This window comes from Marinococcus sp. LNHM5E3-2.1, assembly GCF_056034365.1.
Genome location: NZ_JBQLIB010000013.1, coordinates 33,647 through 60,019, shown reverse-complemented (window position 1 = coordinate 60,019; position 26,373 = coordinate 33,647). Strand labels below are relative to the sequence as shown.

The window sequence follows — 26,373 nt, the reverse complement described above, 5'->3', positions numbered from 1 at the left end:
TATGACAATCTGCTTTTGGGTAAAGTTGAATAGCTTCAAAAGTGACGTTTTTACATCACCTTAAGTAGTGAAAGGAGAAATACACATTGAATATTGCTATTGCAGGAGGAAGCGGATATGTAGGCTCCGCCCTCACAGGCTACCTCGAACAGATGGGCCACCATATTTATATTTTAACAAGAAACAGTAAAAATAAAAAAAATAGCGAAAGCATCACCTTTGTTGAATGGATGAATCCCGGCAGCAAACCCGAATATGAATTGCCGCCGGTAGATGCTTTCATAAACCTCGCCGGCGCATCGCTTGCCCAGCGCTGGACGGAACAAAACAAAGAAGATATTTTAAACAGCCGTATCGATTCTACAAGAGAAGTTATCCGTATTTTTAAGGCGAGCAGCCATAAACCTGAAGTTCTCATCAGCGCTTCAGCCGTGGCTTATTACGGAATTTCCGATGAAGAGGAATTTACTGAGGAATCCCCTAAAGGAGAAACAAACTTTTTACAGGAAGTCGCTCTTCGCTGGGAAAACGAAGCTGCAAAAGCAGCAGAACTCGGCATACGTGTCGTACACGCAAGATTCGGCCTCGTGCTGCAGGAGTTTATCCCGCCGCTCGTCTCTGTATACAAAATGTTTGGCGGCGGCACTTTTGGAAGCGGAATACAGTGGTTTTCCTGGATTCATTTAAGAGACGCTGTCGAAATGCTTCTTTTTGCAGCCACCACCAAAGAAATTAAAGGTGCACTGAACATTACCGCGCCTGAACCTGCGCAGATGGAAACTCTGGGACGCGAGATAGCTAAAGTAACCGGACGTCCGCACTGGCTTTCTGTGCCGTCATTTATTATCGAGAAGATGCTCGGCGAAATGAGTGTAATGATTCTTGGAGGCCAAAAGGTCCTCCCCCAAAAATCCATGGATCATGGCTTCCACTTTCATTTCCCAAGCCTGCAGCCTGCGCTGATCAATATTTTAAAAGAGTAACTACACGCCGTCCGGGGCTTTTCGGACGGCTTTTCTTATCAAAGGCGGAGGAATTGTCCTTCTGCGCAAGTATTACTTATCGTTTTCGCTGTTCAGGTTACATAACACTCTATAAGTAGTAATAATACTCATAAATGCCTGATAGGCAAGTTTGAAAATTTTCATAATTAGCGTTAAGATTTGATTTATGAGTGCGGCAGATCTTATTACATTTTAAAACAATACAATATTACGTTTGTTTTTTCTATAAAGAGGTATAGTACAGGTAGCCCTCTATTACTTTTAAAAGGTGGTAAGAAAATGGAAACGAAAATGACTGGAACGAACGGTTCCGTCGATTCAATCGTTTTTGACAAACCAACCGTGGAAGACGGGGCAGACATGTGGGAACTTGTCAAAAACTCCACATTGGATTTAAATTCTTCATATAAATATATCATGATGTGTGAATTTTTTGCCGAAACATGTGTTGTCGCTAAAGAAAACGATGAATTAGTGGGCTTCGTAACGGCCTTTATTCCACCTGAAAAACAGGATACCGTATTCGTCTGGCAGGTGGGCGTGGATACTTCCCAACGGGGAAAAGGTCTTGCTTCACGTTTGCTGGATGCTCTTCTGGAACGGGATGTATGTGAAGAAGTGCTGTATTTAGAAGCTACCATCACCCCTTCCAATGAAGCTTCGCAGGCGCTGTTTAAAAAGCTTGCCAAGAAACGGGAGACTGAAGTGACAGTTTCTGAATGCTTTACGGAAGACCTTTTTCCGGATGATGAACATGAAGAAGAGTTGACATTTCGAGTAGGACCCTTTACAAAATAAGTAGTGAACATGACATGCAAAGCGCATGTCATGTGTTATGTAAAAACTGAATTTTTCGATAACATTCCCAAGGAGGATACTTACTTTTATGATGAAAAATGATCTTAGCGTTTTTAACGAATACGAATCGGAAGTGCGCAGCTATGTCAGAGGATTTCCTACTGTGTTCCACCAGGCAAAAGGGTACAAGCTCTGGGATTTGGACGGAAAAGAATATGTTGACTTCTTTTCCGGCGCAGGCGCACTGAACTATGGACACAATGATGACAATATGAAAGAAAAACTGCTTGCCTATATTCAGGAAGACGGCGTTACTCACTCCCTTGATATGGCGACTAAAGCAAAGGGCGAATTTATCGATGCTTTCCAGAATATTATTCTGAAGCCGCGTAACATGGATTATAAAATCATGTTCCCCGGGCCAACTGGCGCAAACAGTGTAGAAAGCGCACTGAAGCTCGCCCGTAAAGTGACTGGGCGCACAAATGTTGTCAGCTTTACCAACGGCTTCCACGGTATGACTATTGGCGCTTTGAGCGTTACAGGCAACAAATTCAAACGTGGCGGGGCTGGCATGCCTTTATCCAATTCGTCAATCCTGCCGTATGATAAATTCTTAAAAGAAAGCGATAATTCCGTTGAATATATCGAGAACTTCCTTGATAACGGAGGCAGCGGCCTCGATAAGCCGGCAGCGTTTATCGTAGAGACCGTTCAGGGCGAAGGCGGCTTAAATGCTGCAAGCAGCGAATGGCTTCAGTCGATTGAAAAAATCTGCCGGGAGCGCGACATTAAGCTTATCCTTGACGATGTCCAGGCAGGCGTCGGCCGTACCGGTACCTTCTTCAGCTTTGAACCAGCCGGTATTAAGCCAGACTTTATATGCCTTTCCAAGTCGATTGGCGGCAACGGCTCACCGCTTGCCATCACTTTAGTCGCGCCGGAGTATGACAAATTCGCTCCCGGCGAACACAACGGTACCTTCCGCGGAAACAACTTTGCTTTTGTAACAGGTACTGAAGCGTTGAATTACTGGAAGGATGACCGTTTGGAAAAGAACGTCCAGGAAAAATCCGAGCGTATTGCTTCGTTTCTTGATGACATGATCAAAAAGCACCCTGAAATGAAAGGTGTCCGCAAAGGACGCGGCTTCATGCAGGGAATTATGAGTCCTATCGAAGATCTGTCCGATAACATCGCCGGCAGGTGCTTTGAACACGGTCTGATCATGGAAACAGCCGGTGCAGACGATGAAGTATTTAAACTATTCCCGCCAATTACCATCGACGACGAAGGACTTGAACGCGGGCTGTCGATTCTTCAGAAGGCAATTGAGGAAGTTACCGCAGAAAGCAACCTTGTCGCCAACTAACCTGATTAATTGGATAAAAAGAAGCCGATCGATCGGCACCCCGACGGTCGGCCTTTTTATGATATAAAACCTTAACTGACAAGATGGAGGAATAGACAATGAAAGTAATTAAGCTCGAAGATTTACTCGGTACTGAACGTGAAGTGGATGACGGTAACTGGGTCAGCCGCCGTTTCATTATGAAAGATGATAATATGGGCTACTCGGTAAATGATACAATTATCCGTGCCGGTACTGAAACTCACATCTGGTACCAAAACCATCTCGAAACCGTCTACTGCATTGAAGGAGATGGAGAAATTGAAACATTAAGCGACAATAAAGTATATCAGCTCGAGCCTGGTGTATTGTATGCGCTCGATAAAAACGACGAGCACATGCTTCGCGGAGGCAGTAAAGATATGCGCATGGTTTGTGTATTCAACCCACCGCTTAGCGGCCGTGAAGTTCATGATGAAAACGGAGTATATCCAGCAGATCTTGACTAATATCAAAAAATCCCCTGATGCCAAAAGCATCAGGGGATTTGCTTATTAATGCAGAAGATAATGACGAAACGTCAGCGTCTGGGCGTCAACACCCAGCTTTTCAATGAAAAGCTTCACATCGTGCAGAGAATCTGCAGGATATTGGAATTTACATATCTCCGGGGATTGTTCTTCAATATCTTTTGTCGCAAAACAAAAGGTTGATTGATCTTTATCGTAGTAAACGATCAAATCTTCTTCGTGCATTGGATGCTTAAACTGTGCTTTATATAACCGGTAGGACAATCCGAACGCCCCCTTTCTACTCTTCTATTTAAAAATCTTAAACCATCCATTTCGTTTAAACAAGCCCAGCAGCACTACTGCTATTAAGAGCATAACCCCAAGCGCTATGAAATATCCGTATCTATATTCAAGCTCCGGCATATACACGAAGTTCATACCATAAAGCCCTGCAATAAATGTCAGCGGAATAAAGATTGTTGATACAATCGTGAGCGTCATCATAATCGCATTCATTCTGTTTGATGCCATCGTCTGAAAGTTGTCTCTCATGTCTGAGGTCATTGCCCGGTTGGATTCGATCATTTCGGTGACCTTTAGAAGATGGTCATAAATATCCCGGTAATATTCCCGCTGCTGGGTAATCAGGTGCAGACGCTCCACAAATAACACCCGGTACACCAGGTCTCTCATAGGAACAATGGTTCGACGGAGCCTAAGCAGATCGGACCGTAAGTCAAATACTTCTTCTATCAGCTTACCATAGGTCAGCTCTGCGTTGCTTTCCTCGATCTCATTCAGCCGGTCTTCGATTTGATCCAGGACCGGAAAGTATTCATCCGTCATTTTATCAATAATGTGATAGCTGATATCATCCGGATTCAGCGCGGCTCCTTCAGCCTGCAGCTTTTTCCAGGAATGATTAACCGCCGAAGACGGAGCTTCATGATATGTAACGACAAAATTGGGTCCAAAAAACATACAGATTTCCTCAGCCCCAAGCGTTTCCTTATCAAGTGCATGAAGGACGAAAAAGCTGTAGCCATCATAGGAATCATGCTTTGGACGCTGACGCTCCATGTAGCAGTCCTCAATGGCCAGTGGATGAAAATGAAACACTGAGTCCAGCGTGTTTGTTTCCTCAGCGGTGGGAGAGGAATAATCAATCCAGTACCATTTCCATTCGTATTTCTTAAATTCATCCAATGTAATATTGTTTATTGTGTTTCCTTCTGCATCAATACCGGCACAGGAAATCATTGCCGCCCCTCCCTTCCTTTGAACAGCAGTTGCCCGCTGTAGTTATTTCCCACAAGAAAACGGGGCACCCGCTCCGGCGCCCCGTTCCACATTTTACAACATCGGAAGTATTTCGTCTAATGATGCGTAAGGATAATTTAAATCCTCTGCCACTGCCTGATACGTTACTTTTCCCTGAGCTGTATTCAATCCTTTGCCAAGGGTCGGGTTATTGGTAAGAGCTTTTGCCACGCCCTGGTTTGCAATCTGAAGCGCATAGGGAATGGTTACGTTAGTTAAAGCAATTGTAGACGTTCTTGGAACCGCGCCCGGCATATTTGCCACAGCGTAGTGCACCACACCATGTTTTTCATATGTCGGCTGATCGTGCGTCGTTACCTGGTCGGCAGTTTCAATAATACCTCCCTGGTCGATCGCCACATCGATCAGCACAGAGCCCCGCTCCATACTTTTCACCATTTCTTCTGTCACGAGCTTAGGTGCTTTGGCTCCGGGAATCAGGACCGCCCCGATCACCAGGTCCGACCGTTTTACTTCTTCCGCCAGGTTCAGGGGATTGCTGCTAAGCGTCTGAATTTGGCCGCCAAAGTCTTCATCAATCTGGCGGAGTCTCGCCGGGTTTAGATCGATAATTGTTACGTTGGCCCCGAGACCATGGGCGATGCGTGCAGCGTTCGTGCCGACAACCCCTCCGCCGATTACCGTTACGTTGGCCTTTTTCACTCCGGGCACTCCCGAAAGCAGGACGCCCTTGCCCCCGTGTACGCTTTCCAGAAACTGAGCTCCAACCTGGGCTGCCATCCTTCCTGCTACTTCACTCATTGGTGTTAAGAGCGGAAGTGTATGGTTTTCCTCGACTGTCTCATAAGCTACTGCAGTGACTCCGTTTTCGGTTAATGCTTTCACCAGTTCAGGTTCAGCAGCAAGGTGCAGATAGGTAAACAAAATCAAGTTTTCCCGGAAAAACTGATATTCCGAAGCCAGAGGTTCTTTGACTTTCAGTATCATCTCTGCCTGCTTCCATACGTCTGCGGCCTCCGGAATAATTTTTGCCCCAGCTGATTCATATTCTTCATTCGAAAATCCGCTGCCTTCTCCGGCATGGTTTTCAACATATATATGATGGCCCGCTTGTGTTAAATGCACAACCCCCGCCGGCGTAATCGCTACTCGATTTTCATTGTTTTTAATCTCTTTGGGAACCCCTATAATCACGATGCATCGCCTCCTCTAATACCTTTTCTATTAGTATAGCGTGTTTCCGGGTTATAAGCATTGGCCGATTAAAATAATATTCCCATTATCCATTTGTGATTTTTCACAATAGGTTTGTGTGTTTTTCTTTCAGCAATTCCAATTCCAGCAGCAGCGTCCATTTTTCATGGGCACTGGAAAGAGTCACACCTGCAATTGCCTGCATCCTTTTTAAACGGTAGGTCAGCGTATTGGGATGCACATGAAGTATCTTAGCGGCAGCGTTAACGTTGCAGTCTTCGCTCAGATAGATGTAAAGCGTGCTCAAAAGCTCCGTTTCATTTTCTGCATCATAATCGGATAGACTTTTCAGGGAAGGGTGTGTAAATGTTTCTTCCTCCCGCCTCTGTAAAAGAACTGGGAAAAAGCGGTAATAGCCTGCTTCATGCAGAAAATAATAATGGAAGGGAAGCTGGCGAACCTGTTTTTTTAAATCAAGCATGGTCAATGCCTGCCTGTAACCTCCCGCCACCTCCATATACTGATGACAGATTTCAGACGCAGCAATAGCCGTTAAAGTATCATCGTAACGTTCGTACCATAACTCATGCATCTGACGTAAAAATGCTGAGATTGTTGCTTCTATATTTCTGCTTTCAAGTCCGTACAGCATGAGAATAGCCCGGTGCTGATCATATGTTTTGAGCATCACCTTCACCCGCTGCGAAATCGTCAGCAGATAGGTGAGCCGCTCCCAGGCATTGTGCTCAAGCTGTTCTGAAAACTCCATGATTACAATGGAATACTGCTGTGGCCGCGCCGGAAAAAAACGAAGCATTTGACGCTCTATGGCCTGCTCATCCGTTTCATCCCCTGTCAACAGACGCCAAAAATATTCCTGATGGTCCTGCTGTGCCGGATTTCTTGGGTGAAACTGCCGCTGGAAACGCTCACCACACACAACAGCTGCCGAGTGAAGATCCTGCTTTGCCTCTTCTGAAAGAGGCGTTTCGCCCTCCACCACCCATATATAGCCTATTACTGTCTGCTTTTCCTTGACGGCTACGGCCATCCTGGTTCCGAGTCCTATTTCATCAATAGCGGAAATGGAGACCGGCTCACTCTGCTGATGAAGGCTTGGTATCACTCCTTCATTCCATAAACGGTGAATCACCTCTTCCGGCACGCGCCTCCCCATGATAGTCGCCGTACGTGCTCCGTCAGTGACCTGGGGGTGACCGCTGTAGGCGAGCAGACGGTGCGTCGAATCCTCAATGGTAACCGGGCCTCCAAGTGCTTCACTGATAAAGTCGGCAAATTCATTTAATGAATCGGCAGTATGCTGCCAAAGCTGCTTTTCAAACATAGTTATGCGCTCTCCTTCCAAGGTTTATAAAAAAAGGTAGAGCAGCAGATTTGCCAGGATGGTAAGAATAATGGAGACAATCAGGCTGATACCGAGCCAGTATAAACACATTGCAGTTCACCACGCATATTTATTTTTTGCCTTTTTTCTCCGGTTTGTATACAAAAGGAACTACAGCTTCCACCTGGGATGTCTGCGGGAACATGTCCACCGGCTGGGCATATTCTGGATGGTACCCTGCTTTTTTCAGGTACGCGGCATCCTTGGCCAGGGTAGATGGATTACAGGATACGTACACAAAACGTTTAGGCTTCACCTTTCCAATCGTGTCCAGCAGTGCCTCTCCGCAGCCTGTACGCGGCGGATCCGCCACTACTACATCAGGGCTCCAGTTTTCCCGCTGCCACTGAAGCATCATTTCTTCGGCTTTGCCATGGTAGAACCTGGCATGGGAAGCTCCTGCCTGTTTAGCATTTTTGTTAGCGTCCTGAATGCTTGCTTTAATCATATCCATGCCGCGTACTTCCTTAGCATCCGAGGACATCCAAAGGCCAATTGTGCCGCTGCCGCAGTAGGCATCGACCACTTTTTCACGGCCTGTGAGCTTTGCCGCTTGCTTCGCTTCGTCATAAAGCGTGGAAGCCTGCTCCGAGTTCAGCTGAAAAAATGCTTCCGGGGATAAATGAAAGGAAAAGTCCTGCATGTTGTACTTAATTGTATCTTTACCCCACAGCCGCTTGGTCGTCCCGCCAAAAACAGTCGGGCTGCTTTCATTCTGCACATGATGATGAATTGACTTTATTTCAGCGAACGAAGAACGCAGGAAATCCACCAGCTCTTCCTGCTCCGGCAGATCCACCGAAGACGTCACAAGCGTGACCTGAACCTCGCTTTTTTGTTCATTTGCCCGCACAACGATGGTTTTAACCCCTTTTTGTTTACTCGTGTGTACCGGCACCTCTTCATCCTTCATAAATACGGTAATTGCTTTTGTAATTTTATTTAGAATCGACTTTTCCACCATACAGCCGACATTGGTGAGGTCCACCAGCTGATTGGAATCACTCGAATACAGACCCGCTTCCACTCGCCCTTTCTTTCCCTCGCCTGTCTGCCACTGGCTTTTATTCCTATACCGCCATGGATTTTCCATCCCGATCGTTTCACGAATTTCCGGCACGACGGGAGCATAGCGTTCAAATGACTGCAGCACCAGATCCTGCTTCATCCACAGCTGTTCGTCGTATTCGGCATGCTGCAGCTGGCAGCCGCCACAGATTTTATACACCGGGCAGGGAGCTTTCTGCCGACTCGGCGAAGCTTCGCGGATATACTTAATGCTTGCGATCGCGCGGTTCCGTTTTACTTCCTCGACCTGGCCGACAATCACTTCCCCCGGGAGCGCCCCCTCCACGAAAACAGCCTGGCGTTTAAAATATCCAATTCCTTCACCGTTAATACCTATTCGTTTAATGGTCAGCGGAAATTCCTGACCCTCCTGCAGCGGCTGGCGCTGTTCAAATTTTTCATTTTTCGGCACGTGTATCTTCTCCTTTATCTGGTATTTCCACATGAAGCCATAAATAAATACTTGCATAGCTGTTGTACGGGCTCCACCGGCTGGACCATTCTGTTATTTCCGCCTTAGATGGTTTCGCTTCAAGTCCCAGCAGCTTCTTTAATCCATTTTGAACGCCAATATCAGCAGCGGGCATCAGGTTTTCTCTTCCGAGTCCAAACAGTAAAAAGCATTCTGCCGTCCAGGGCCCTATCCCCCGGTGCTTCGTAAGCTCCCGTATAACCTCCTCATCAGGTTTTTTCTGAAGAGCACCAATATCAAGCGTACCTTGCGCAATGCTTTTTGAAATATCCACTACGTATTCCGCTTTCCGGCGGCTGAACTGCAGCTTTCGAAGTTCATCAGGATGAATAGCTGCCACAGTCGCAGGGGCGGGGTAAAACCATACACCATCTTTATAAGTGCCGTATGTCTGAACGAATCTTGTTGAAAGAGTATAGGCAAAGGCCATGTTCAACTGCTGATGAATAATTGTTTTTATAAGACAGCCGTATAAGTCAAAGTCACAGGTGAGCGGCGCACCGTAAAACCGATGAAACAGCGGCTCTAATTCCGTCTGCTGAAAATGCCCGGCTGCCTGAGCAAGTGGCTGATGAAAACGAAAAATACGTTCTATTTTATCCAGAGCTTCCTGTTCTCTCTTCTCCGGGGCCTCTACATATACATAAGTCTCCGGTTGATGTTCAACAAACGCAACAGTTACTGTATCAAGCTGCCTCTCACCCGGCAGAGGCAGCTTCACCTTTCTTTTATCGATATCTACATTATACAGCGGATCGAGTGCCATCCGTTTCAGCATCAGCTGAACATCGTATACGGATGGGATCTGCTTTATTATCTGCTGCACAGTAATTACGTCCTTTCATGAAGCTTTGTTATTTTATCACGTTTACCCCTATTCACGCGACCTGCTCTCCGGGACGCTTAAAATTCTGCCATATTTTCTATTTTTAGGATAAAAGTATTAATTTTCAATAAATTGTTAATTATTTTTTCCGTTCTATTTTCCTATTCTCGATGAAATGGCTTTCTTCCTTTGTTTTCGTTCATTACAATAATCTTTGTGTGCCTGTGATACTTTCGTCATTTCTAAACGAATTAGGAGGTAAATTATGAGCTCTTCTGCACAAAAATCAACCGTGCTGCAGCGGTCACTGAATTGGATTGAACGAGTTGGGAATAAGCTTCCCCATCCGGTTACTCTGTTCGCCATTCTCGCCGCGCTTGTATTGGTATTGTCTGCCGTTCTTTCTGCTGCCGGCCTGCAGGTAGAATCTCCGGGAGAAGAAGGAGAAACGGTTCAGGTAACCAATCTGCTTTCATCGAGCGGAATCGAATACATATTCACCAGTATGGTGGACAACTTTATTAACTTTGCCCCGCTCGGAGTGGTGCTTGCTACCATGATCGGTATCGGCATTGCGGAGCGCACCGGACTTATCAGCGTACTGCTTCGCGGTTTTATCCTGTCTATCCCAAAATCTTTAATTACCTTTGGTCTTGTTTTTGCCGGTATTATGTCAAGTGTCGCCTCCGACGCCGGCTACGTAGTTCTTCCGCCTCTAGGTGCTATTCTGTTTGCCGCACTCGGGAGGCACCCGCTCGCAGGCCTTGCTGCTGCCTTCGCCGGGGTTTCGGCAGGCTTCAGTGCCAACCTCCTGCTTTCCGGTACCGATGTCCTGCTCGGTGAGTTGACAATCCAGGCGGCGTCCACCATCGATCCGGCCTACGCCGAACAGATGAATTTGGCGATGAATTACTACTTCATTTTCGTCTCCACATTTTTCCTGGCTGTCATCGGTACACTTGTGAGTCAGTTCGTCGTCGAACCGCGGCTCGGAGAATACAAGGGCGACTACCGGGAGAGCCTCACTTCATTAACGGGAACGGAAAAGAAAGGAATCTTCTGGTCGATGGGTTCAGCGCTTCTGACCATTATTCTGCTTGCCCTGCTCATTGTTCCATCTAATGCTCCGCTTCGCGGTGAAGGAGGGGCCGTCGTTCAGTCACCGTTTATGGACTCCCTCGTTGTCGTCATTATTATAGCCTTTTTCATTCCCGGGCTTGTATACGGTATTGTGACAAAAAGTATTAGAAACGATACGGATGTCGCCAATCAGCTTTCTGATACGATGGCTAGCATGGGCATGTTCATTCTGCTCGCATTCACAGCCGGACAGTTTGTTGCTTATTTTGAAGAAACCAATCTTGGAACGTTTATGGCTGTGTACGGCGCGGATTTTTTACAGTCAATTAATCTTACCGGCATTCCTTTAATTTTAGTATTCGTATTAATTGTCGGTTTCATCAACCTGTTTATCGGAAGTGCCTCTGCCAAATGGGCAATACTCGCGCCTGTATTCGTTCCGATTATGATGCAGCTTGGCTATTCGCCGGAACTGACGCAGATGGCATACCGTGTGGCAGATTCATCCACCAACATTATTACGCCGCTGATGACTTATTTTGCGATTATTATCGCGTTTGCCCAGCAGTATGACAAAAACATGCGCATCGGGTCCCTGATAGCAGTTATGCTTCCGTATTCTGTCGCATTCCTCCTGTTCTGGTCCCTGCTGCTTGTCGTATGGATGCTCACTGGCATTCCGCTCGGTCCAAACGGTCCGATTGAATACAACGGCTAAACGTTTAAAAGCAGGAGCTCCGGCTCCTGCTTTTTTATGCTACTCCAAATGTGTAATTCGGTTGATGTATTGAATAGAAGCACGTTCTTTTCGAAAGTGAATCCGGGATACTCCTGTATTGTCGATACGCATGGAACGCTGGAGCGATACCCAGTTGTCTTTGGCCAGTAAATACATAAAGAAAATCGTAATAAATCCTCCGTGCGAAACGACAGCAATCTGATCCTTATCCTTCCATTCCTCGGTCAGCTTATAATACAGCCACGCACACCGCTCGGTCAGATCGTTTTTTGTTTCTGCCCCTTCCACTTCAGCAGTTAAAAGATCCCTTCCGATAAGATCCGGGAATTCGTTTTGAATCACGTCTCTCGCCTTTCCTTCAAGCACACCTAGATGTACTTCGCGAAGCCGCTCATCGGTGGATACGTCCACCGGCTGAAATTGTGCCATTGCCTCCGCGGTCGCAGAAGCCCTCATTAAATCACTTGCAATTACAGCGTCAAACTGAATACTGCGAAAGTAACTGCCAAGCGCTTCTGCCTGCGTCTGTCCATGCGGGGTTAATGGATAATCCATCGACCCCTGCAGCACCTGGGCATAGTTTCCTTCTGATTCCCCGTGCCGGATAAAGTAAACATCAGGCATTATTCATCCTTCCAATCCGGCTGAAACTGACGGCATTTAACCCGCAGCTGCTCCACCATTTCTTCGAGTCTCTTCATTTCCGATTCGGAGCCTTCTTCAGGATCAATGTTATCCACCATTGTCGAAAGCAGATGCAGCCGCTGTTTTATATACTGAAGCTGCTGATTCTTGTCGTGTACTGGGGTGCTCATGACGCTCCTCCTTTTTTCTTTTCTTCTTTGAATATATCAATACGGTTCCAGCCGCCAAAAATATAATAGCTGACCGCAATTACAGCGCTGATCACGAAGCTGAGGCCTATGCCGAGCGCAATTCCGTTTTCCCCTATTCTTTCGGAAAAGAACCAGGCAAGCGGAAAACGAAGCACCCAGAAAGAAATAATATTCAGGGCAAGCACCTGGATCATTGCCCCGGAACTGCGCACAATACCGTTCAGCACGAAATTTATCCCTAAAAACGGATAAAAGAAAGCAACAATCTGCAGATACGTTTTACCGTATTGAATGGTGGCTTCGTCATTTACAAACAGCCCCATCAAAAATTCAGCCAGTAAAAAGACAGCGGTGCTCATCGTGATTGAAACGATTAAAATTAAAATTAACGCATTTTTCGCAATTGAGCTGATACGGTCCCAGCGGTTCGCTCCGATATTCTGCCCGGCCATACTTGTAATAGCAGAACCGAGCGTAGTTGCCGGAAGCATAATCAGGCTGTCCAGCCGCTGGGCTGCCCCGTATCCCGAGAGAACCACAGAGCCAAACGACGTTACCACTGTCATAATCGCCAGCTGCCCGCCGGAAATAGCCATCATCGACAGTCCTGCCGGCAGACCCAGTTTCATAATACGCTGAAATTCTGCTTTTTCGGGAATGCTTGGCACTGCGAATGGAAGTCCCTTCACAAGAATCATATAGACGACCCCGAATACAAACGCGCTTCCCTGGGAGATAACCGTCGCAATTGCCGCTCCCTGAATGCCCATATCAAAGCCTGAAATAAACAGCGGATCGAGAAAGATATTCAGCCCGACAGCCATCATTATAAAGCGAAGCGGGGTTTTACTGTCGCCGACAGCGCGCAGAACAGTACCTATAAAATTATAGCCAAATAAAAAGACAATGCCGATAAAGTTAATGCGTAAGTATATGACTGCACTTTCCAGGATGTCCGGCGGTGTCCCCATCCACGTCAAAACGGTTGGAGCTGCAAAAAAACCTATCGTTCCGAGAATAATTGCAAGCGTTCCTAAAACGGATACAAAAGCATTCAGAGAACGCTTCAGACCCTCATCATCATCCGCTCCCACCCTCTGGGAAAGCACTGTTAATGTTGCACTGTTAATTCCTATAATAAAGGAAAGCACAGAAAATAAAATCGTCGCAGCCAGTGAAACCGCACCCAGGGCGCTCGCGCCGATTAAGTTACCGACCCACAGGCTGTCCACGATTTGATAAGAGCTTTGAAGCAGGTTTCCAATAAAAATCGGAAAGGCGAATATCACCATTTTCTTCATGATACTGCCTTCCGTGAAGTCTAGCTGGTTACGTCCGGCATTTGCCATACTTTTCTCTCCAATTCTTTTCCAAGACCTCTTGCACTGTTAGTCGGAAAGAAGTTCGAATGTTTCTGTAACCGCAATGCTGTCTTTTACTGACTGGACCATCGAACAGTTTTTCTTCGTCCATTCCATGTTTTTTTGCATCTGAGCTTCTGTTACGTTTTCTGCTTTTACGATAAAATGCAGATGAACAGCAGTTATTTTATTTGCCTGCTTTTCATCCCGTTCCACCTCTGCCTCAATTTGAATATCATGCACTGTCTGGTGTCTTTTATTCATTATTTTGCGCAGCACTCCGCCGCTGCAAACAGCAATCGAAGAAGTCATCAGCTGAAAAGGGCGGAAGCCATACTCTTCTTCCCCGGACACAGACAGCTCTCCGTAGTCTGTTCTTGTTTGAAATCCTCCGTCAGTCATCGAAAACTTCATTCTATTCACCTCTTCAATAGTATCCTTCGTGTTGTATCTTATCTAAATATAAGCCTATCTCCAAACAAAAGGTATTATATCAAAAACTGAGGGATTTTGTGCGGAGACCTAAAAGCCTGAAGCTGTTTTATTCACGAAAAAAGCAGCTGCTATAATGATAGCAGCTGCCTCAGCCGTACTGTTTAGCGTACGTTTTCAGGATAAATTTCATTTAGGATTTCATGCGTTGGAGTGGAAATCAAGTTTTTATTAATGACTTCTTCCACTCTTCCACCCATGTTATCTTCCAGGTCTTTAGCATATTCTTTATCGCCGATAATATATGCTGTATCAAGACCGCGGTTTTTCATCTGTTTGTTGATGACAGGAGCCAGGCTCTTGTACCAGCGGTGGCGATTTTCTTCAAAACGCTGCTGAACTTTATCCACTTGTGTAGAACCTGCAGCCGTACGGTCAGCTGATGCTGTACCTTTATACTCCTGCCAGTCCTCGCTGTCCACGTCCCAGTGGAACTGCATTTCTTCGCGGATTTTGCCCATCGAGGTATCGATCAGGTAAACATCCTGCTTGTTTGTAAGAAGAATCGCTGTAGGCGGGAAAGTTTTTTCCAGTTTTTCGAGCTGCTCGGTCTGCGGCGTTGGCTCCCACATTACTTCTGTCTCCACCGGCACCTGGAAAATGTCTGCTTCCCAAGTAGATCCGTCGCCGGATGCAAAGATAATAACACTCTTCTGCAGATCAGAACGATGGTCCTCAATGTATTTTTCGATATCATCGGTAATTTTTTTGATCGCATTTTTTTCATCTTTTGTTTCGCTCTTGTCTGCGTACTGCTTTAAGCCGTTAACAGCCTTTTTGTATTTAATCTTCCATTCTTCACTAGGCTGGCCGCCTTCACCAATATCGGTGTTCAAATAAAAGGACACAAAACCATATTCATCCTCTTTATTTTTCAGCTGTTTTAAATTGTTCGTAATTCCCATTGTCTGTTGCCCCTTTCCGTGACTGTGTTAACTATTCAATTACCATTCTACAAAGTGTATTTCCTTCGAACAGGAACGGTAAACGTCAAATACAATAATATTTTCAAACCAATAAAAAAAAGCAGGTTCAAATGAAAGAACCTGCCTCAGATTGTAGACAAAGGCCTCCGAAAATGGATTTCGGAGGCCTTTGTTGTGCCATCGAAAGAAAAAAGAAGCCCTAATAGACAAGCGCCTATTTGTCGCCACCGCCAGGTGGCGAGTTTTTTGAGATTCATCGCCGCATAAACAAGCATCGCCTGCGCGGTGTTTCGTGCCCCTCCGGCGAGGAGCGTCCAACGCAAGCCATGCTTTTGTTTGAGATCCGCAAAAATCCGTTCGATGGTTTCTTTTCGTTCCGCATAGGTTCTCCGGTTCCACGGAGTGTGTCGAAGGTGTTCGGCTTCGTCCAGATCGTCCTGCCAGACGTGGCGGAGAATCACCTTCCGGTGATCCCGGCTTTGGGTGCAGGTTTCAAGCAGCGGACAGGACTGACAAATGGCGGGATCTGAGACATACTCCTGATAGCCGTCCCGAGTCGTGGTGCGGTAGCGCAGGGCCTGGTGCTCGGGACAGAGATACGCGTCCAGATAGGCATCATACACAAAGTCCTGTTTGCGCAAGCGTCCCGGCGGGCCTTTGGGACGGGTATAAGGCATGACCGGGCGGATGCCCTGCTCGCGAAGCCAATGAGCAATCGCCGGGGTTTTATATCCGGCATCCACCGCGACGGCATACGGGCGGCCCATCCGGGCCGTCACCTGGGCCAACAGATCATGAAAGACCCGGCTGTCATGAACATTGCCCCCCGTCACGATCGCTCCGAGGACAAACCCATGCCGGTCGCAGGCGGTGTGCCAGCTGTAGGCAAACATCTTCTCCCGTTCATCTTTGACGTAATAGCCGCTGTCAGGATCGGTCGTGCTTTGTTTGACCTCCCGTCCTTGGCGGCGGGCGGGAGGCAGGGGCTTTTTTCCGTGGACCTCGCGGTCCCGGTGAATTTCGGCGTCCAGTTGATCCTGGTAGGCCCGGGCTTCGGCCGCCAACTGAACCCGATCGAATTTTTTCTTGTTGGCGTTCGCTTTCACGTGGGTGGCATCGATATAAAAGACGGACGGATCCACAAAGCCGGCGGCCGCTGCTTCCTCGAGCACGCGTTCAAATATCACTTCGAACAACCCGCTGTCCCGAAACCGGCGCGTGTAGTTTTTGCCGAAGGTGGAAAAATGCGGCACAGGCTCCAAAAGTTCCAAACCAAGGAACCATCGGTAGGCCACATTCGTTTCGATCTCCCGCACCGTCTGACGCATGGAACGAATGCCGAACAAATACTGGAGCAACACCATTTTTACCAGACGGACCGGGTCAATACTCGGCCGGCCGATGGGGGCATAGAGGGAGGCAACTTCGTCGTAAATAAAAGAAAAATCCAGCGCGGCCTCGATCTGGCGGACCAGGTGGTCCGCGGGCACTAACTGATCCAACTGAATGGTCGCTTCCCGGTAACGAGCTTCTTCCGAACTCCGCCTCATCATGCGCCATAACCCCTTTCCAGGCTATTTCTTTTTATCATAGCACAAAAAAACTGCCGACAAACTCTAAAATTAGAGTCATTGTCGACAGTCTGAAGCAGGTTCAAATGAAAGAACCTGCCTTTTTTATTAAGAGGACTGGGTGTTGTCAGCACTCTGCAGCTGGCCTGAGCTGTTGTTTGAAGAGCTGCTTTCAATAGCAGTACTTTCTTCTTTTAGCTCTTTTAATTCACCAGTAGTTTCAAGCGTCGTCGTTTTTGCTTTCATCAATGTTTCTTTCAGACTGTTCACCCGGTTGACGATTTCCTGGATATCTGTGCTTGCTGACTGGAGCAGCTCAGAATAATAATTTGACGTTTCTCTTAATGTAGAAATGACTGATTCCCTGTTCTCTGAAAGAAACTGGGATGTGTTGTTCAGTGTGGAAGCTGTTTGTTTCGTGCCCTCTACAATAGGGGAACGGGTTTTACGTGTACTGAGCAAAACAATAACGGAGACGACGCCTCCAAGAATTAAACCAATTTTGAGTGCTGTGTTTCCATTTTCCTCTGCCATCACTATCCATCCTTTCGACTCTGCATATATTATTACCTATACCACATTTTACATGAATTTATTCTTTTTTACTTTATCTTATCAAAAAAAATCTACCTATCAGGAAACTATTGTGCTTTTGATCACATTTTCATGATTTTATGGTTTGTCAAACGAGTAATATAGGGTAAACTAATTGTCAGCAGGAGTATAATAGAAAGAAAGGAAGATGTCCGCATGAGAAAACCACAGAGACTTTCATTTGAAGACTTAATGGAAGCAAATAAAAATGAACTCAAGGGCAACAAACAGGCACTTGATTCTATAGACCGCAGGCTTGACGAAAAAAAATCCAAAGAAGTCTATGTCCGCCCGGCCACTAAAAAACGAGCCAATTAATAGCGCTGCAAGGATGGCACCCCTCCAGATATTTCTATGCCATCCTTATATATATTGCCTCTTTTAATTTTTGGAATTTTTCGTTAAATAAATCCGTAAGCATACCTTCCTGCAATAAAAAAACCGCCTTTCGGCGGCTTTTTCCTCTGTATTTTACAGATCGGAGTCTTCGAGAATCCGTTCAATTTCTTCTTTATGACCGGTCTCATCAGAAATAAGGTCTTCAAGTTTGTTTTGAAGCTCGATCATGTTCAGCTCTTCTGCCTGCTGGGCGCGTTTTGTGTAGCGCTCAATTGTGTCTGCTTCAGCGTCACGCGCTGCTTCAAGCATTTCGCGCACCTGGAATGTCTGCTTCACGTCAGCAGGCTTTGTGGTCGGTGTACCGCCAAGTGTACGAATTTTAGAAGCCAGGTATTGAGCGTGGCCCTGCTCGTCACCGATTTCATCTTCAAACAGTGGTCTGAGCATTGGTGTGTGAATGCCGGAAACCACAGCTGCATAGTTTGTATACATAATAGCTGCTGCATATTCGTGTGCTAAGTCGACGTTAAGTCCATCGATTAATTCCTGTACTTTAGGATCGTTTTCTCTTACGCGTTCCATGAATAAATTCCTCCTGTCGTCTGTTTAGTGCAATTGATGTTTTCTCATAGTTGCAGCCTTCCAAAGTATATTTTACCCTTTTTCAGGCTGAAAAAACCTCTTTTTTATTTGAACAGGTATAGATATTCGCTGTAACCCTGCTCTTCAAGCTCATTAACTGGGATAAATTTAAGGGCAGCCGAATTGATACAATACCGTAAACCTGTTGGTTCAGGCCCGTCCGGAAATACGTGTCCAAGGTGGGAATCTGCTTCGTCACTGCGGACTTCCGTTCTTCTCATCCCTAAAGAATCGTCAAAGCTTTCTTTAACTTCGCTTTCCTTTAAAGGCATGGTAAAGCTTGGCCATCCGCAGTTGGAATCAAATTTATCCTTTGAACTGAACAAAGGCTCTCCGGAAACTACGTCTACATACAGGCCTTCCTCTTTATGGTTCCAGTATTCATTTTCAAATGGGCGCTCGGTGGCATCATTTTGAGTTACTTCATACTGTATCGGGGTTAACCGCTGTTTCAGTTCTTCTGTACTGTATTTTTTATTGGTGCTCATTCTGCTCACTCCAGTAATTGTTTATAAATCCTTCACGGCCGGAGCCCTTCCGGTACATCATATAGTGAAAACGATTTTTGTGATGATAATCCTGGTGATATTCTTCGGCCGGATAAAATACTCCGGCTTCCCTGATTCTCGTTACCACAGGTTTTTCAAACGGGCCATTTTCATCAAGCTCCTGCTTGGAGGCTTCAGCAAGCCTGCGCTGTTCTTCATCGTGGTAGAAAATATTCGTCGTATAGGATTCCCCGCGGTCATTAAACTGACCACCCGGATCTGTAGGGTCAATCTGGCGCCAGAATATTTCAAGCAGCCGTTCATAAGATACCACCGACGGGTCATATTTCATTTGAATAGCTTCTACGTGACCGGTAGTTTCTGAACATACTTCCCGGTACGTCGGATTTTCTGTATGACCTCCGGTATATCCCGACATAATATCGTAGACACCCTCCTCCTGTTCAAAAGGGCCCACCATACACCAGAAACATCCCCCGGCAAAGGTGGCAAGCTTCGTACTTTGTTCTTCTGCCATAATATTCACCCCAATCTCTCATGTACTGTTAATTATAACATTTCTTCATTTGATTTCCTGTTTATGTGCTCACCCTGAATCTTCTTCCATTCATCTCATTCAATAACAAAAGGCCAGCTCTACGGCCGGCCTCTCGGTCTTATTTTGCTAATTGTTTCAGGGATTCGCGGTTAAATGCCGGGATGTCATCCGGCTCACGGCTTGTAACCAGGTTGTTGCAAACGACTACTTCTTCATCATGAAGCTTCGCTTTCGCATACTCCATATCTGTCTGAATGGATTTAAATCCTGTCGCATTACGGCCTTCGAGCGCTTTTGCTGTAATAAGCAGCTGCGGACCGTGGCAAATTGCAAATACCGGCTTATCATGATCCATGAAATATTTGGCGAAATCCACGAAACGCTGATCGCCGCGAAGCTGATCCGGAGAGAATCCTCCTGGAATAAGAAGAGCATCAAAATCTTCCGGCTTCACGTCTTCAATAGAAGCGTCGACGGTTACTTTCGCTTCTCCCTGTTTACCGGTAACGGTTTTGCCTTTCTCATTTTCGATTACGGTAAGTTCATGACCTTCTTTTTCGAATGCTTCTTTCGGGTCTGTGAATTCCACATCTTCAAAAAGATCTGTAAGGACTACTGCTATTTTGCTCATCATATATCACCTTTCCTGGATATAATCTTTAGTCACACAGATAAGTTTACCCAAGTCCCTGCTCATTCTAAACCTGGCGGCCGTTTATTTTAAACCGGTCGGCAATCCGGCGCATCGAAGCGGCCTTTTCTTCAAATGACGGGGTCATGCCTACAGTCATAATTTCTTCAGCACCATAAGCTTTTTCAAGCCATTTGAGCTTTTCCTCCACTTGATCTATCGTTCCAACCGCGTTATGATACCGGTTTTTTTGAAACATGTCTTTTTCTTCATCCATATACGTAACTTCTTTAATCATTTCATACGACGGTATACCGAGCAGTCCGAGTCCCTTAGCCGTCACGGAGGAAACGTAATCACTTACCGCCCTCCATTCTTCCGCCTGCTGTTCGGACTCTGCTGCGAGCGCCGAAACCGCCAGCATAAAATAAGGAGCCGGACAGATGCTCGAGGGCTGAAAATGTTCATGATAATAATCAGCTGCCTGAAAGCCTTCGTCCGGATTAATAAAATGAGCGAAGCAAAACGGCAGGCCGTTTTCTGCCGCTGTTTTAGCACTGTCCCGGCTTGAGCCTAGAATCCAGACTGCCGGCTTCACCTGAGCCCGGGGCGTCACCGGAGCGTAGTCATACAGCCCTTCGTATTTATTGCCTTCCGGGGATAAAAAAGTAAGCAGCTCTTTCAGCTGTTCAGGATACCTCGCTGCATTCCTTGACCCTCCTTCGTGAAGCGCCCTTGTAACGTTTGGCATGGCTCCCGGCGCCCTGCCCAGACCGAGATCAATACGATCTCTGTAGAGCGAAGCGAGCACTTCAAATACCTCCGCTACTTTAAAGGCACTGTAATGCGGAAGCAGTACTGCACCGGAGCCAACTTTTATACGTTTTGTGCATGCAGCCAGATGGGCAATTAATACTTCCGGAGCGCTCCCGGCTATGTGCTTTGTGCCGTGATGCTCAGAGACCCAGAACCGGTGGTAGCCGAGCTCTTCAGCGATACGGGCGTATTCCCCGGTCCAGGCGAATGTTTTTTCCGGCGTTTCTCCGTAGGGCATGATGGATTGATCGAGTATACTCAGTTTCACGGTTTCCCTTCTTTCTTTACTTGCGCTGATAATCCGCTTTAATTTCTCCCCAGTTTTTTGTATCCCATTTATAAATTGGATTCTTCCACGTATGCTCCTTCAGCCATTTTTCTGCCTGGCGGATCTCCTCCCAGATTTCCCGGCTGTCCGCGTCTTCAACAAGCGTCGAATTCGCTTTTTTCTTTTCCACCCAGCCAATGGCTGTCGCCGAGTCCGAATATACAGGCATTCCGCTCTCCTTTTCTTTTAAGTACCGGAGCGCATGCACGATCCCTAGAAATTCCGCCATATTGTTTGTGCCTTTTTTAAACCCAGGATGGGCAAACACAATTTCTTCCGTTTTCGTATAGACGCCCCGGTATTCTACCGGTCCCGGGTTGCCGTGGGAACCGGCGTCTACAGAAATACTTTCCATTATGTAGCTGCCATTTTCAGCTTCAGGTTTTCCTCCGGAGCCATTAAAAGCTGCCTCTGCTTCTTCATATGAAGGAAACGACTTAAATTTCGCTCCTTTGACCCCCTTGACCTGCTTTTCACATTCAGCCCATGTGCTGTAAATCCCAGGATTTTTTCCTTTCCATACTACATACCATTTCTTTTTCGCCATTTGTCTCTCTCCCCAGGAAAAAAGAACGTCCCCCAACCAGCAGAGACGTCCAATTTCTTATTCTTCTTTTGCTGAAAAGCGCTGGAATACCGTATCCTTCTGCACCGGATAACGCTCAAATCCGCACAAATTATTAATAATTGTTTGATTTCTTACAACGGATAAAGATAAATTCGTCGCAGCTGTGCCGTGCGAATGATCGATATTTGTGAGCATGTATATATGGTTATCACGGCCGTCCTTAAACTGAAGTCGATAATAATCATCAATCATGTAATGGTCTGCGTCTTCCTTTTCCACAAGCTCTCCGTAATTCTGAATCCACTCCGGGACACTCGGCTGAAAGCCGGTGGCAAGCACGACTTTATCCGAAAAGCAGCGGAACGTTTTATCCTGCTGCCATTGACGGAGCTTCAACTGATAGCCCCCCTCCACCGACTGAATATCCAACAGCTCAGTGGCAGCCTGGAGCACAACATTTGGATCTTCCCGTTCGATAGAACGATGATAAAGAAGATCGTATATTTTTTCAAGCGTAGGCTGCTCGATGCCCTTTCTCGCATGGTCGAGCTCCGGAAGTGTCTCGAGCCTTGTTTTAATATCGAGTGATCGAAAATATTCGACAAAATCCGTTGAAAAAATCTCGCGGGCGACCTTCGCGTCCTCGGCCTGGAAAAACTGGGGGGAGCGGGTAAACCAGTTCAGCTTATAATGAAAATGCTTCTGATCCTGCAGGAGGTCATGGAAAATTTCTGCTGCGCTCTGTCCGGAGCCAACAACGGTGACCTCGTCTCCACTCTTCAACTCCTCCTTGCGAAAAGAATAATCGGCCGCATGATAAATCTCATCACTCTGCTGTCTTTCAATATTAGGAGGAAGCATCGGTGCTGCTCCTGTTCCCACTGCCACATTTTTTGTATAAAAATATTCCTTTTCCCCGCTGCCCGTATTTTCCGTCGTAATTTTGTAGCAGGACACTCCGTCCCAGCTGCTGTCAGCAACCTCAAGCACCCGCTGCCCGAAAAGGCAGTACGGAAGCTGGGCAGCCACCCACTTTCCGTACGAGTCGTATTCTCTTCTTGGCACCTTCAGCTGCTTGTTAAAAAAGAACTGAAACATGCGGTTATGCTTATGCAAATAATTTAACAGCGTAAAACGGCTCGTCGGATCGGCAAAAGTTACCAGGTCAGCAAGAAAGGAAGAATTCAGCACTGTACCTTCGAGCAGCATTCCCGGATGCCAGGCAAATTCATCCTTTTCATCTAAGAACACGGCTTCTATATCGTCCACTGGTTCAAGCAGGGCGGCCATGCCAAGATTAAACGGCCCAAGCCCGATTCCTGCTATATCATAAAGTTTGTTTTCCAACCTGATCACCTCTAAATTAAGTACTTCCGGCTTCAATCAAAAAGTCCAGCAATTCCGCTGGACTTCCATTCCGTATTGAAAGGCTGCCGGAAACCTTTGTCTCTATACGAATTTCCAACTTTGTAATCAAGTTCTATTTTCCCTTCCTCTTTTAATATTAATCACTGAATATGGTTACAATTAAATGAATTTCCTTTTAGGACGGAAAAACAGCTGCACAAACAGAATCAATGCAGCCACAGCCGCCGTCCATGCTACCAGATTTACTTCCTGCCAGCGCTGCACAAAAATACCAGTAAACGCCCATACAAATACCAGCGTATATAAAACATCGCCCGTTTTTCTATAAAACAAAATCACAGCAGCAGAAGCTGCAGTAATCGCAAGAGCAGTCCACCAGCTGCCGTCGATAATCCATCCGCGTACACCACTCGCTGTAAGTACAACACCGATGTTCGTAATAGAGGCGACTGTAACCCAGCCAAAATATACACTGATTGGTATCAGCAGAAGCCCCCGGCGCGGGCTCGTTTTAATTTTCATATAGATAGCACCCAGGCTGAGCCACAGGCCCAGAATAGCCGCCATCGTCCCGTAAAATATTTCATAATGAAATAAAAAAAGCCACAGAACGTTAAATATACAGGATAGGATAAATGTATAACCGATGCCTGCATATATATGCTCTTCCGTCGGTTTTGCGAAAAAAGCACGCAGCACCCACAAAATCATCAGCAGATAAATAACGCCCCATATCGAAAAAACATAGCCTGCAGGGGTGAATAGTACATTGAGGCTGTCCGAGATGCTGCCGGTAGTCTGGCCGTTTAACGGCAGAGCGTTGGCAAGCCCGTTGACAGCAATGACTACCGCCAGTGCGAAAGCATTCAGGAGCTTAAGCTTCATAGAAGGAATGGAAAACATAAACAACCACCTTTGATTAAAAGACCTGGGGGGCAGCTTCTTCAGCTGCCTATATATTCTATGTTCATTTTAAAAAATCCTCCGGTCAAAATTGGCCGGAGGATTATGGAGTTTCTTTTTAGTTGATTTCTGCCGGTCTCGGCCCTTTACGTGCGCCTTTATCCAGACGATTAATGGTCGCCATATCTTCATCCTCAAGCGCAAAGTCAAACACATCGATGTTGCTTTCAATGCGTTCCGGTGTCACTGATTTCGGAATGATGATCGTATCATTTTGCAGATGCCAGCGCAGAACGATCTGGGCCGGATTTTTCCCGTGCTTTTCTGCAATGTTTTGAATGTGTTCATCACCAAGCACTTCTCCGCCCTGCATGATAGGGCTCCATGCTTCCACATAAATGTTTTTCTTTTTGCAGTAATCCTTTAATTCATTCTGGGCCAGGTAAGGATGGCATTCCACCTGGTTTAATACCGGCTTCACTGTGCATTCGTTTAAAATTCTTTCCAGGTGCTCCACCTCAAAATTACTTACGCCGATCGCCTTTACTTTGCCGTCTTCGTAAAGCTTTTCAAGCGCCTGGTACGTTTCTACGTAATCGTCATTTGCCGGCGTCGGCCAGTGAATCAGATATAAATCCACATAATCGAGTCCCAGGCGTTCCAGGCTGGCGTCAAATGCCTGCAGCGTATTTTCGTAGCCGTGATCAGAGTTCCATACCTTTGTCGTAATAAAGAGATCTTCTCTCGGAATTTCGCTCGCTTTAATCGCACGGCCGACTCCTTCTTCATTTTTGTAGATCATTGCCGTATCGATAGAACGATAGCCGGAGTTCAGCGCGTGAGTAACAGCCCGTTCAGCTTCATCATCACTTACCTGAAAAACACCGAAGCCAAGCTGAGGCATTTGCAGCTGATTGTTTAAAGTTACGTAATCCATATTGTATACCTTCTTTCTGTATATGCTGTGACTATTACTGTATACCCGCTGTTCTTTAAATTACACCTGCAGGATTCACCGTTTTTTTACAAGACGCTGAAGATAGTGCTTCCACTCCTTTACGCTTGCCGGCTTATTGCTGCCGCTTGAAATGGAGATCTGCACCCCGTCTTCCATGAACGAAGCCGGAAAAGCTACATTACCAATTGAAGGGTTATCGGCACCGTTCACCAGCTGCCAGGGATGCTTATTCCTCGCAATCATTTGCTGGGCTGATTTATCCCCGGAGGCGGACACAATCAACCACGCGTTCTCCAAATCCTCCGGCTTGCCCATTTTTTGCTTCCAGTCCACCTTATTTTCTTCCCAAAGCTTTTTCAGTCCTTCAGACAGCTCCGGTGCCACAATCGTTACAGCAGCATTTGCCTTTAACAGCTTGCCGGCTTTACGTTCCGCCACCCTGCCGCCGCCAATGATTACAGTTTCCCTCATTTCCAGATTTACAGCTAGCGGAAAAAGAAAGTCAGACATGAATGCCTGCGGCTTTTTCAAGCGTTTCAGCGACACGGGATTCAAGCACCGGAAGCAGCCGTTCGTCGAACCCTAAAAAGTCGCACCTTGTAAAATGCCCGGGTTTGGCCTGATTGTAGTGGTCTGCTGCTTCGTCCATCTCTTTAATGAGCAGTCCGACAAACATTAAATATGGCAGAACGTATACTGGCTGCTCTCCTTCAGCCAGCTCTTTCATTTTTTCCTGAAACCCCGGCTCGGCGGCGGCCAGGAAAGCTGTTTCCACCCTCGAACGGCCGGTATGCTTCTCAAGCTCTCCGGCTATACGGTAAAAGTCTTCGATTGCCCCGGGATCCTTTGCACCTCTTCCTACAAACAGGATGACTGCTTCTTCCTCCGGCACCCACCCTTTTACTCGGAGACGGTCCAGGAGAAGATCGTTAATACGGTCATGAACACCAAAAGGGTTCCCGTATTGAATAGTCACTTCAGGGTGCATCTGCTGCACTTTTTCGAGCTCTTCAGGAATATCTTTTTTGATATGACCGGCTGAAAGCAAAAGCACCGGCACAACAGCCAGGGTATCGGCACCATTTTCAATGCACTCAACAGCGCTTGTGACGATATCCGGCTCTGCCAATTCCAAAAAGCAGGTTCTCTGCTCGTAATCCGGGAAAGCAGCTCCCGCTTTTTTCGTAAAAGCTTTTACCTGTTCATTGCCCTCGGGGACTCTCGTGCCGTGTCCAACAAACAAAATAGCTTTCATGATCATTC

General features: G+C 46.5%; 30 protein-coding genes. 6 read left to right on the top strand and 24 right to left on the bottom strand.

Annotated features, from left to right (window positions below):
- The first annotated feature begins 86 nt into the window (after positions 1–86).
- The 4 genes from ACTRXH_RS13395 to ACTRXH_RS13380 all read left to right on the top strand — a co-directional run bounded on the left by ACTRXH_RS13395 (position 87) and on the right by ACTRXH_RS13380 (position 3,662).
- Positions 87–983, top strand: a complete 897-nt coding sequence (locus tag ACTRXH_RS13395) for a TIGR01777 family oxidoreductase (protein ID WP_474282575.1) — start codon at positions 87–89, stop codon at positions 981–983.
- A 300-nt stretch (positions 984–1,283) separates the two neighbouring features.
- Positions 1,284–1,802, top strand: coding sequence for a diaminobutyrate acetyltransferase (gene ectA, locus ACTRXH_RS13390; RefSeq protein WP_322525965.1), 519 nt, complete (start codon positions 1,284–1,286; stop codon positions 1,800–1,802).
- Positions 1,803–1,890: 88 nt separating this feature from the next.
- On the top strand, positions 1,891–3,174 hold the full coding sequence (gene ectB, locus ACTRXH_RS13385; RefSeq protein ID WP_474282573.1) for a diaminobutyrate--2-oxoglutarate transaminase: 1,284 nt from the start codon (positions 1,891–1,893) through the stop codon (positions 3,172–3,174).
- A 98-nt stretch (positions 3,175–3,272) separates the two neighbouring features.
- Entirely contained in the window at positions 3,273–3,662 is a 390-nt protein-coding gene (locus ACTRXH_RS13380) for an ectoine synthase (protein ID WP_022795050.1), read from the top strand.
- A 45-nt stretch (positions 3,663–3,707) separates the two neighbouring features.
- On the opposite strand, the gene ACTRXH_RS13375 is transcribed toward ACTRXH_RS13380, so the two are convergent.
- The 6 genes from ACTRXH_RS13375 to ACTRXH_RS13350 form a co-directional block, all read right to left on the bottom strand.
- On the bottom strand, positions 3,708–3,947 hold the full coding sequence (locus tag ACTRXH_RS13375) for a hypothetical protein (RefSeq protein WP_462864850.1): 240 nt from the start codon (positions 3,945–3,947) through the stop codon (positions 3,708–3,710).
- 24 nt (positions 3,948–3,971) lie between these two features.
- Positions 3,972–4,925: a magnesium/cobalt transporter CorA gene (corA, locus tag ACTRXH_RS13370; RefSeq protein WP_474282571.1), complete on the bottom strand. Its 954-nt coding sequence runs from the start codon at positions 4,923–4,925 to the stop codon at positions 3,972–3,974.
- A gap of 93 nt (positions 4,926–5,018) precedes the next feature.
- A complete protein-coding gene (ald, locus tag ACTRXH_RS13365) occupies positions 5,019–6,140 on the bottom strand; it encodes an alanine dehydrogenase (RefSeq protein WP_474263553.1) in 1,122 nt (373 codons plus the stop codon).
- A gap of 103 nt (positions 6,141–6,243) precedes the next feature.
- The gene (locus ACTRXH_RS13360) at positions 6,244–7,485 is read right to left on the bottom strand and encodes a PucR family transcriptional regulator (RefSeq protein ID WP_474282569.1); all 1,242 of its coding nucleotides are present in this window, start codon (positions 7,483–7,485) and stop codon (positions 6,244–6,246) included.
- 130 nt (positions 7,486–7,615) lie between these two features.
- Positions 7,616–9,025 (bottom strand): 23S rRNA (uracil(1939)-C(5))-methyltransferase RlmD, encoded by a 1,410-nt coding sequence (rlmD, locus tag ACTRXH_RS13355; RefSeq protein ID WP_474263549.1) that lies wholly within the window; start codon positions 9,023–9,025, stop codon positions 7,616–7,618.
- Positions 9,012–9,911, bottom strand: coding sequence for a DNA-3-methyladenine glycosylase family protein (locus tag ACTRXH_RS13350; protein ID WP_474278671.1), 900 nt, complete (start codon positions 9,909–9,911; stop codon positions 9,012–9,014). Before ACTRXH_RS13350 ends, rlmD begins: the two co-directional genes overlap by 14 nt.
- Positions 9,912–10,176: 265 nt before the next feature.
- Here ACTRXH_RS13350 and ACTRXH_RS13345 point away from each other — a divergent pair, with 265 nt between their 5' ends.
- Positions 10,177–11,709 carry an AbgT family transporter gene (locus ACTRXH_RS13345; protein WP_474278673.1) on the top strand — a complete coding sequence of 511 codons (1,533 nt, stop codon included), beginning with the start codon at positions 10,177–10,179 and terminating at the stop codon, positions 11,707–11,709.
- 39 nt (positions 11,710–11,748) lie between these two features.
- Here the strand turns inward: ACTRXH_RS13345 and ACTRXH_RS13340 are convergent, their stop codons facing one another.
- The 7 genes from ACTRXH_RS13340 to ACTRXH_RS13310 all read right to left on the bottom strand — a co-directional run bounded on the left by ACTRXH_RS13340 (position 11,749) and on the right by ACTRXH_RS13310 (position 17,450).
- The gene (locus ACTRXH_RS13340) at positions 11,749–12,354 is read right to left on the bottom strand and encodes a histidine phosphatase family protein (RefSeq protein ID WP_474282567.1); all 606 of its coding nucleotides are present in this window, start codon (positions 12,352–12,354) and stop codon (positions 11,749–11,751) included.
- Positions 12,354–12,545, bottom strand: coding sequence for an SE1561 family protein (locus ACTRXH_RS13335; protein ID WP_322525975.1), 192 nt, complete (start codon positions 12,543–12,545; stop codon positions 12,354–12,356). The genes ACTRXH_RS13340 and ACTRXH_RS13335 overlap by 1 nt, the downstream gene beginning before the upstream one ends.
- The gene (locus ACTRXH_RS13330; protein WP_474263538.1) at positions 12,542–13,867 is read right to left on the bottom strand and encodes an MATE family efflux transporter; all 1,326 of its coding nucleotides are present in this window, start codon (positions 13,865–13,867) and stop codon (positions 12,542–12,544) included. The genes ACTRXH_RS13335 and ACTRXH_RS13330 overlap by 4 nt, the downstream gene beginning before the upstream one ends.
- A gap of 87 nt (positions 13,868–13,954) precedes the next feature.
- On the bottom strand, positions 13,955–14,341 hold the full coding sequence (locus ACTRXH_RS13325; protein ID WP_322525977.1) for an OsmC family protein: 387 nt from the start codon (positions 14,339–14,341) through the stop codon (positions 13,955–13,957).
- Between the two features lie 182 nt (positions 14,342–14,523).
- Positions 14,524–15,324: a VLRF1 family aeRF1-type release factor gene (locus ACTRXH_RS13320; RefSeq protein WP_474263534.1), complete on the bottom strand. Its 801-nt coding sequence runs from the start codon at positions 15,322–15,324 to the stop codon at positions 14,524–14,526.
- 146 nt (positions 15,325–15,470) lie between these two features.
- Positions 15,471–16,898, bottom strand: coding sequence for an IS1182 family transposase (locus tag ACTRXH_RS13315; RefSeq protein ID WP_474282565.1), 1,428 nt, complete (start codon positions 16,896–16,898; stop codon positions 15,471–15,473).
- A 126-nt stretch (positions 16,899–17,024) separates the two neighbouring features.
- Positions 17,025–17,450: a hypothetical protein gene (locus tag ACTRXH_RS13310; RefSeq protein ID WP_474263532.1), complete on the bottom strand. Its 426-nt coding sequence runs from the start codon at positions 17,448–17,450 to the stop codon at positions 17,025–17,027.
- A gap of 216 nt (positions 17,451–17,666) precedes the next feature.
- Here ACTRXH_RS13310 and ACTRXH_RS13305 point away from each other — a divergent pair, with 216 nt between their 5' ends.
- Positions 17,667–17,828: an FbpB family small basic protein gene (locus ACTRXH_RS13305; RefSeq protein ID WP_474263530.1), complete on the top strand. Its 162-nt coding sequence runs from the start codon at positions 17,667–17,669 to the stop codon at positions 17,826–17,828.
- Between the two features lie 153 nt (positions 17,829–17,981).
- On the opposite strand, the gene ACTRXH_RS13300 is transcribed toward ACTRXH_RS13305, so the two are convergent.
- The 11 genes from ACTRXH_RS13300 to ACTRXH_RS13250 all read right to left on the bottom strand — a co-directional run bounded on the left by ACTRXH_RS13300 (position 17,982) and on the right by ACTRXH_RS13250 (position 26,365).
- Positions 17,982–18,431 carry a ferritin-like domain-containing protein gene (locus ACTRXH_RS13300; protein WP_322525980.1) on the bottom strand — a complete coding sequence of 150 codons (450 nt, stop codon included), beginning with the start codon at positions 18,429–18,431 and terminating at the stop codon, positions 17,982–17,984.
- A gap of 104 nt (positions 18,432–18,535) precedes the next feature.
- A complete protein-coding gene (gene msrB, locus ACTRXH_RS13295) occupies positions 18,536–18,979 on the bottom strand; it encodes a peptide-methionine (R)-S-oxide reductase MsrB (RefSeq protein ID WP_474263528.1) in 444 nt (147 codons plus the stop codon).
- Positions 18,966–19,517 carry a peptide-methionine (S)-S-oxide reductase MsrA gene (gene msrA, locus ACTRXH_RS13290; RefSeq protein ID WP_474263525.1) on the bottom strand — a complete coding sequence of 184 codons (552 nt, stop codon included), beginning with the start codon at positions 19,515–19,517 and terminating at the stop codon, positions 18,966–18,968. Before msrA ends, msrB begins: the two co-directional genes overlap by 14 nt.
- Before the next feature lie 139 nt (positions 19,518–19,656).
- Entirely contained in the window at positions 19,657–20,172 is a 516-nt protein-coding gene (locus ACTRXH_RS13285) for a type 1 glutamine amidotransferase domain-containing protein (RefSeq protein WP_322525983.1), read from the bottom strand.
- A 64-nt stretch (positions 20,173–20,236) separates the two neighbouring features.
- Positions 20,237–21,253: an LLM class flavin-dependent oxidoreductase gene (locus ACTRXH_RS13280; RefSeq protein ID WP_474282562.1), complete on the bottom strand. Its 1,017-nt coding sequence runs from the start codon at positions 21,251–21,253 to the stop codon at positions 20,237–20,239.
- Positions 21,254–21,269: 16 nt separating this feature from the next.
- On the bottom strand, positions 21,270–21,860 hold the full coding sequence (locus ACTRXH_RS13275; protein WP_474282560.1) for a ribonuclease H1 domain-containing protein: 591 nt from the start codon (positions 21,858–21,860) through the stop codon (positions 21,270–21,272).
- Positions 21,861–21,917: 57 nt separating this feature from the next.
- Positions 21,918–23,228 carry a lysine N(6)-hydroxylase/L-ornithine N(5)-oxygenase family protein gene (locus ACTRXH_RS13270; protein WP_474282558.1) on the bottom strand — a complete coding sequence of 437 codons (1,311 nt, stop codon included), beginning with the start codon at positions 23,226–23,228 and terminating at the stop codon, positions 21,918–21,920.
- 180 nt (positions 23,229–23,408) lie between these two features.
- Positions 23,409–24,152: a TspO/MBR family protein gene (locus ACTRXH_RS13265; protein ID WP_474263517.1), complete on the bottom strand. Its 744-nt coding sequence runs from the start codon at positions 24,150–24,152 to the stop codon at positions 23,409–23,411.
- A 118-nt stretch (positions 24,153–24,270) separates the two neighbouring features.
- Positions 24,271–25,089 (bottom strand): aldo/keto reductase, encoded by an 819-nt coding sequence (locus tag ACTRXH_RS13260; RefSeq protein ID WP_474263514.1) that lies wholly within the window; start codon positions 25,087–25,089, stop codon positions 24,271–24,273.
- 75 nt (positions 25,090–25,164) lie between these two features.
- Positions 25,165–25,620 carry a precorrin-2 dehydrogenase/sirohydrochlorin ferrochelatase family protein gene (locus ACTRXH_RS13255; RefSeq protein ID WP_474282556.1) on the bottom strand — a complete coding sequence of 152 codons (456 nt, stop codon included), beginning with the start codon at positions 25,618–25,620 and terminating at the stop codon, positions 25,165–25,167.
- On the bottom strand, positions 25,613–26,365 hold the full coding sequence (locus tag ACTRXH_RS13250; protein ID WP_474282554.1) for a sirohydrochlorin chelatase: 753 nt from the start codon (positions 26,363–26,365) through the stop codon (positions 25,613–25,615). The genes ACTRXH_RS13255 and ACTRXH_RS13250 overlap by 8 nt, the downstream gene beginning before the upstream one ends.
- Positions 26,366–26,373 lie beyond the last annotated feature (8 nt).

Excerpts from the sequence above, each read along its gene's own strand:
- ACTRXH_RS13380 (WP_022795050.1), top strand. The coding sequence starts at position 3,273 with ATGAAAGTAATTAAGCTCGAAGATTTACTCGGTACTGAACGTGAAGTG.
- ACTRXH_RS13360 (WP_474282569.1), bottom strand. The coding sequence starts at position 7,485 with ATGTTTGAAAAGCAGCTTTGGCAGCATACTGCCGATTCATTAAATGAA.
- ACTRXH_RS13330 (WP_474263538.1), bottom strand. The coding sequence starts at position 13,867 with ATGAAGAAAATGGTGATATTCGCCTTTCCGATTTTTATTGGAAACCTG.
- msrB (WP_474263528.1), bottom strand. The coding sequence starts at position 18,979 with ATGAGCACCAATAAAAAATACAGTACAGAAGAACTGAAACAGCGGTTA.
- ACTRXH_RS13310 (WP_474263532.1), bottom strand. The coding sequence starts at position 17,450 with ATGGCAGAGGAAAATGGAAACACAGCACTCAAAATTGGTTTAATTCTT.
- ectA (WP_322525965.1), top strand. The coding sequence starts at position 1,284 with ATGGAAACGAAAATGACTGGAACGAACGGTTCCGTCGATTCAATCGTT.
- ACTRXH_RS13305 (WP_474263530.1), top strand. The coding sequence starts at position 17,667 with ATGAGAAAACCACAGAGACTTTCATTTGAAGACTTAATGGAAGCAAAT.
- ACTRXH_RS13300 (WP_322525980.1), bottom strand. The coding sequence starts at position 18,431 with ATGGAACGCGTAAGAGAAAACGATCCTAAAGTACAGGAATTAATCGAT.
- ACTRXH_RS13345 (WP_474278673.1), top strand. The coding sequence starts at position 10,177 with ATGAGCTCTTCTGCACAAAAATCAACCGTGCTGCAGCGGTCACTGAAT.
- ectB (WP_474282573.1), top strand. The coding sequence starts at position 1,891 with ATGATGAAAAATGATCTTAGCGTTTTTAACGAATACGAATCGGAAGTG.
- ACTRXH_RS13325 (WP_322525977.1), bottom strand. The coding sequence starts at position 14,341 with ATGAAGTTTTCGATGACTGACGGAGGATTTCAAACAAGAACAGACTAC.
- ACTRXH_RS13250 (WP_474282554.1), bottom strand. The coding sequence starts at position 26,365 with ATGAAAGCTATTTTGTTTGTTGGACACGGCACGAGAGTCCCCGAGGGC.
- corA (WP_474282571.1), bottom strand. The coding sequence starts at position 4,925 with ATGATTTCCTGTGCCGGTATTGATGCAGAAGGAAACACAATAAACAAT.
- ACTRXH_RS13335 (WP_322525975.1), bottom strand. The coding sequence starts at position 12,545 with ATGAGCACCCCAGTACACGACAAGAATCAGCAGCTTCAGTATATAAAA.
- ACTRXH_RS13265 (WP_474263517.1), bottom strand. The coding sequence starts at position 24,152 with ATGTTTTCCATTCCTTCTATGAAGCTTAAGCTCCTGAATGCTTTCGCA.
- ACTRXH_RS13285 (WP_322525983.1), bottom strand. The coding sequence starts at position 20,172 with ATGATGAGCAAAATAGCAGTAGTCCTTACAGATCTTTTTGAAGATGTG.
- ACTRXH_RS13260 (WP_474263514.1), bottom strand. The coding sequence starts at position 25,089 with ATGGATTACGTAACTTTAAACAATCAGCTGCAAATGCCTCAGCTTGGC.
- msrA (WP_474263525.1), bottom strand. The coding sequence starts at position 19,517 with ATGGCAGAAGAACAAAGTACGAAGCTTGCCACCTTTGCCGGGGGATGT.
- ACTRXH_RS13255 (WP_474282556.1), bottom strand. The coding sequence starts at position 25,620 with ATGTCTGACTTTCTTTTTCCGCTAGCTGTAAATCTGGAAATGAGGGAA.
- ACTRXH_RS13315 (WP_474282565.1), bottom strand. The coding sequence starts at position 16,898 with ATGATGAGGCGGAGTTCGGAAGAAGCTCGTTACCGGGAAGCGACCATT.
- ACTRXH_RS13340 (WP_474282567.1), bottom strand. The coding sequence starts at position 12,354 with ATGCCTGATGTTTACTTTATCCGGCACGGGGAATCAGAAGGAAACTAT.
- ACTRXH_RS13320 (WP_474263534.1), bottom strand. The coding sequence starts at position 15,324 with ATGGGAATTACGAACAATTTAAAACAGCTGAAAAATAAAGAGGATGAA.
- ACTRXH_RS13275 (WP_474282560.1), bottom strand. The coding sequence starts at position 21,860 with ATGGCGAAAAAGAAATGGTATGTAGTATGGAAAGGAAAAAATCCTGGG.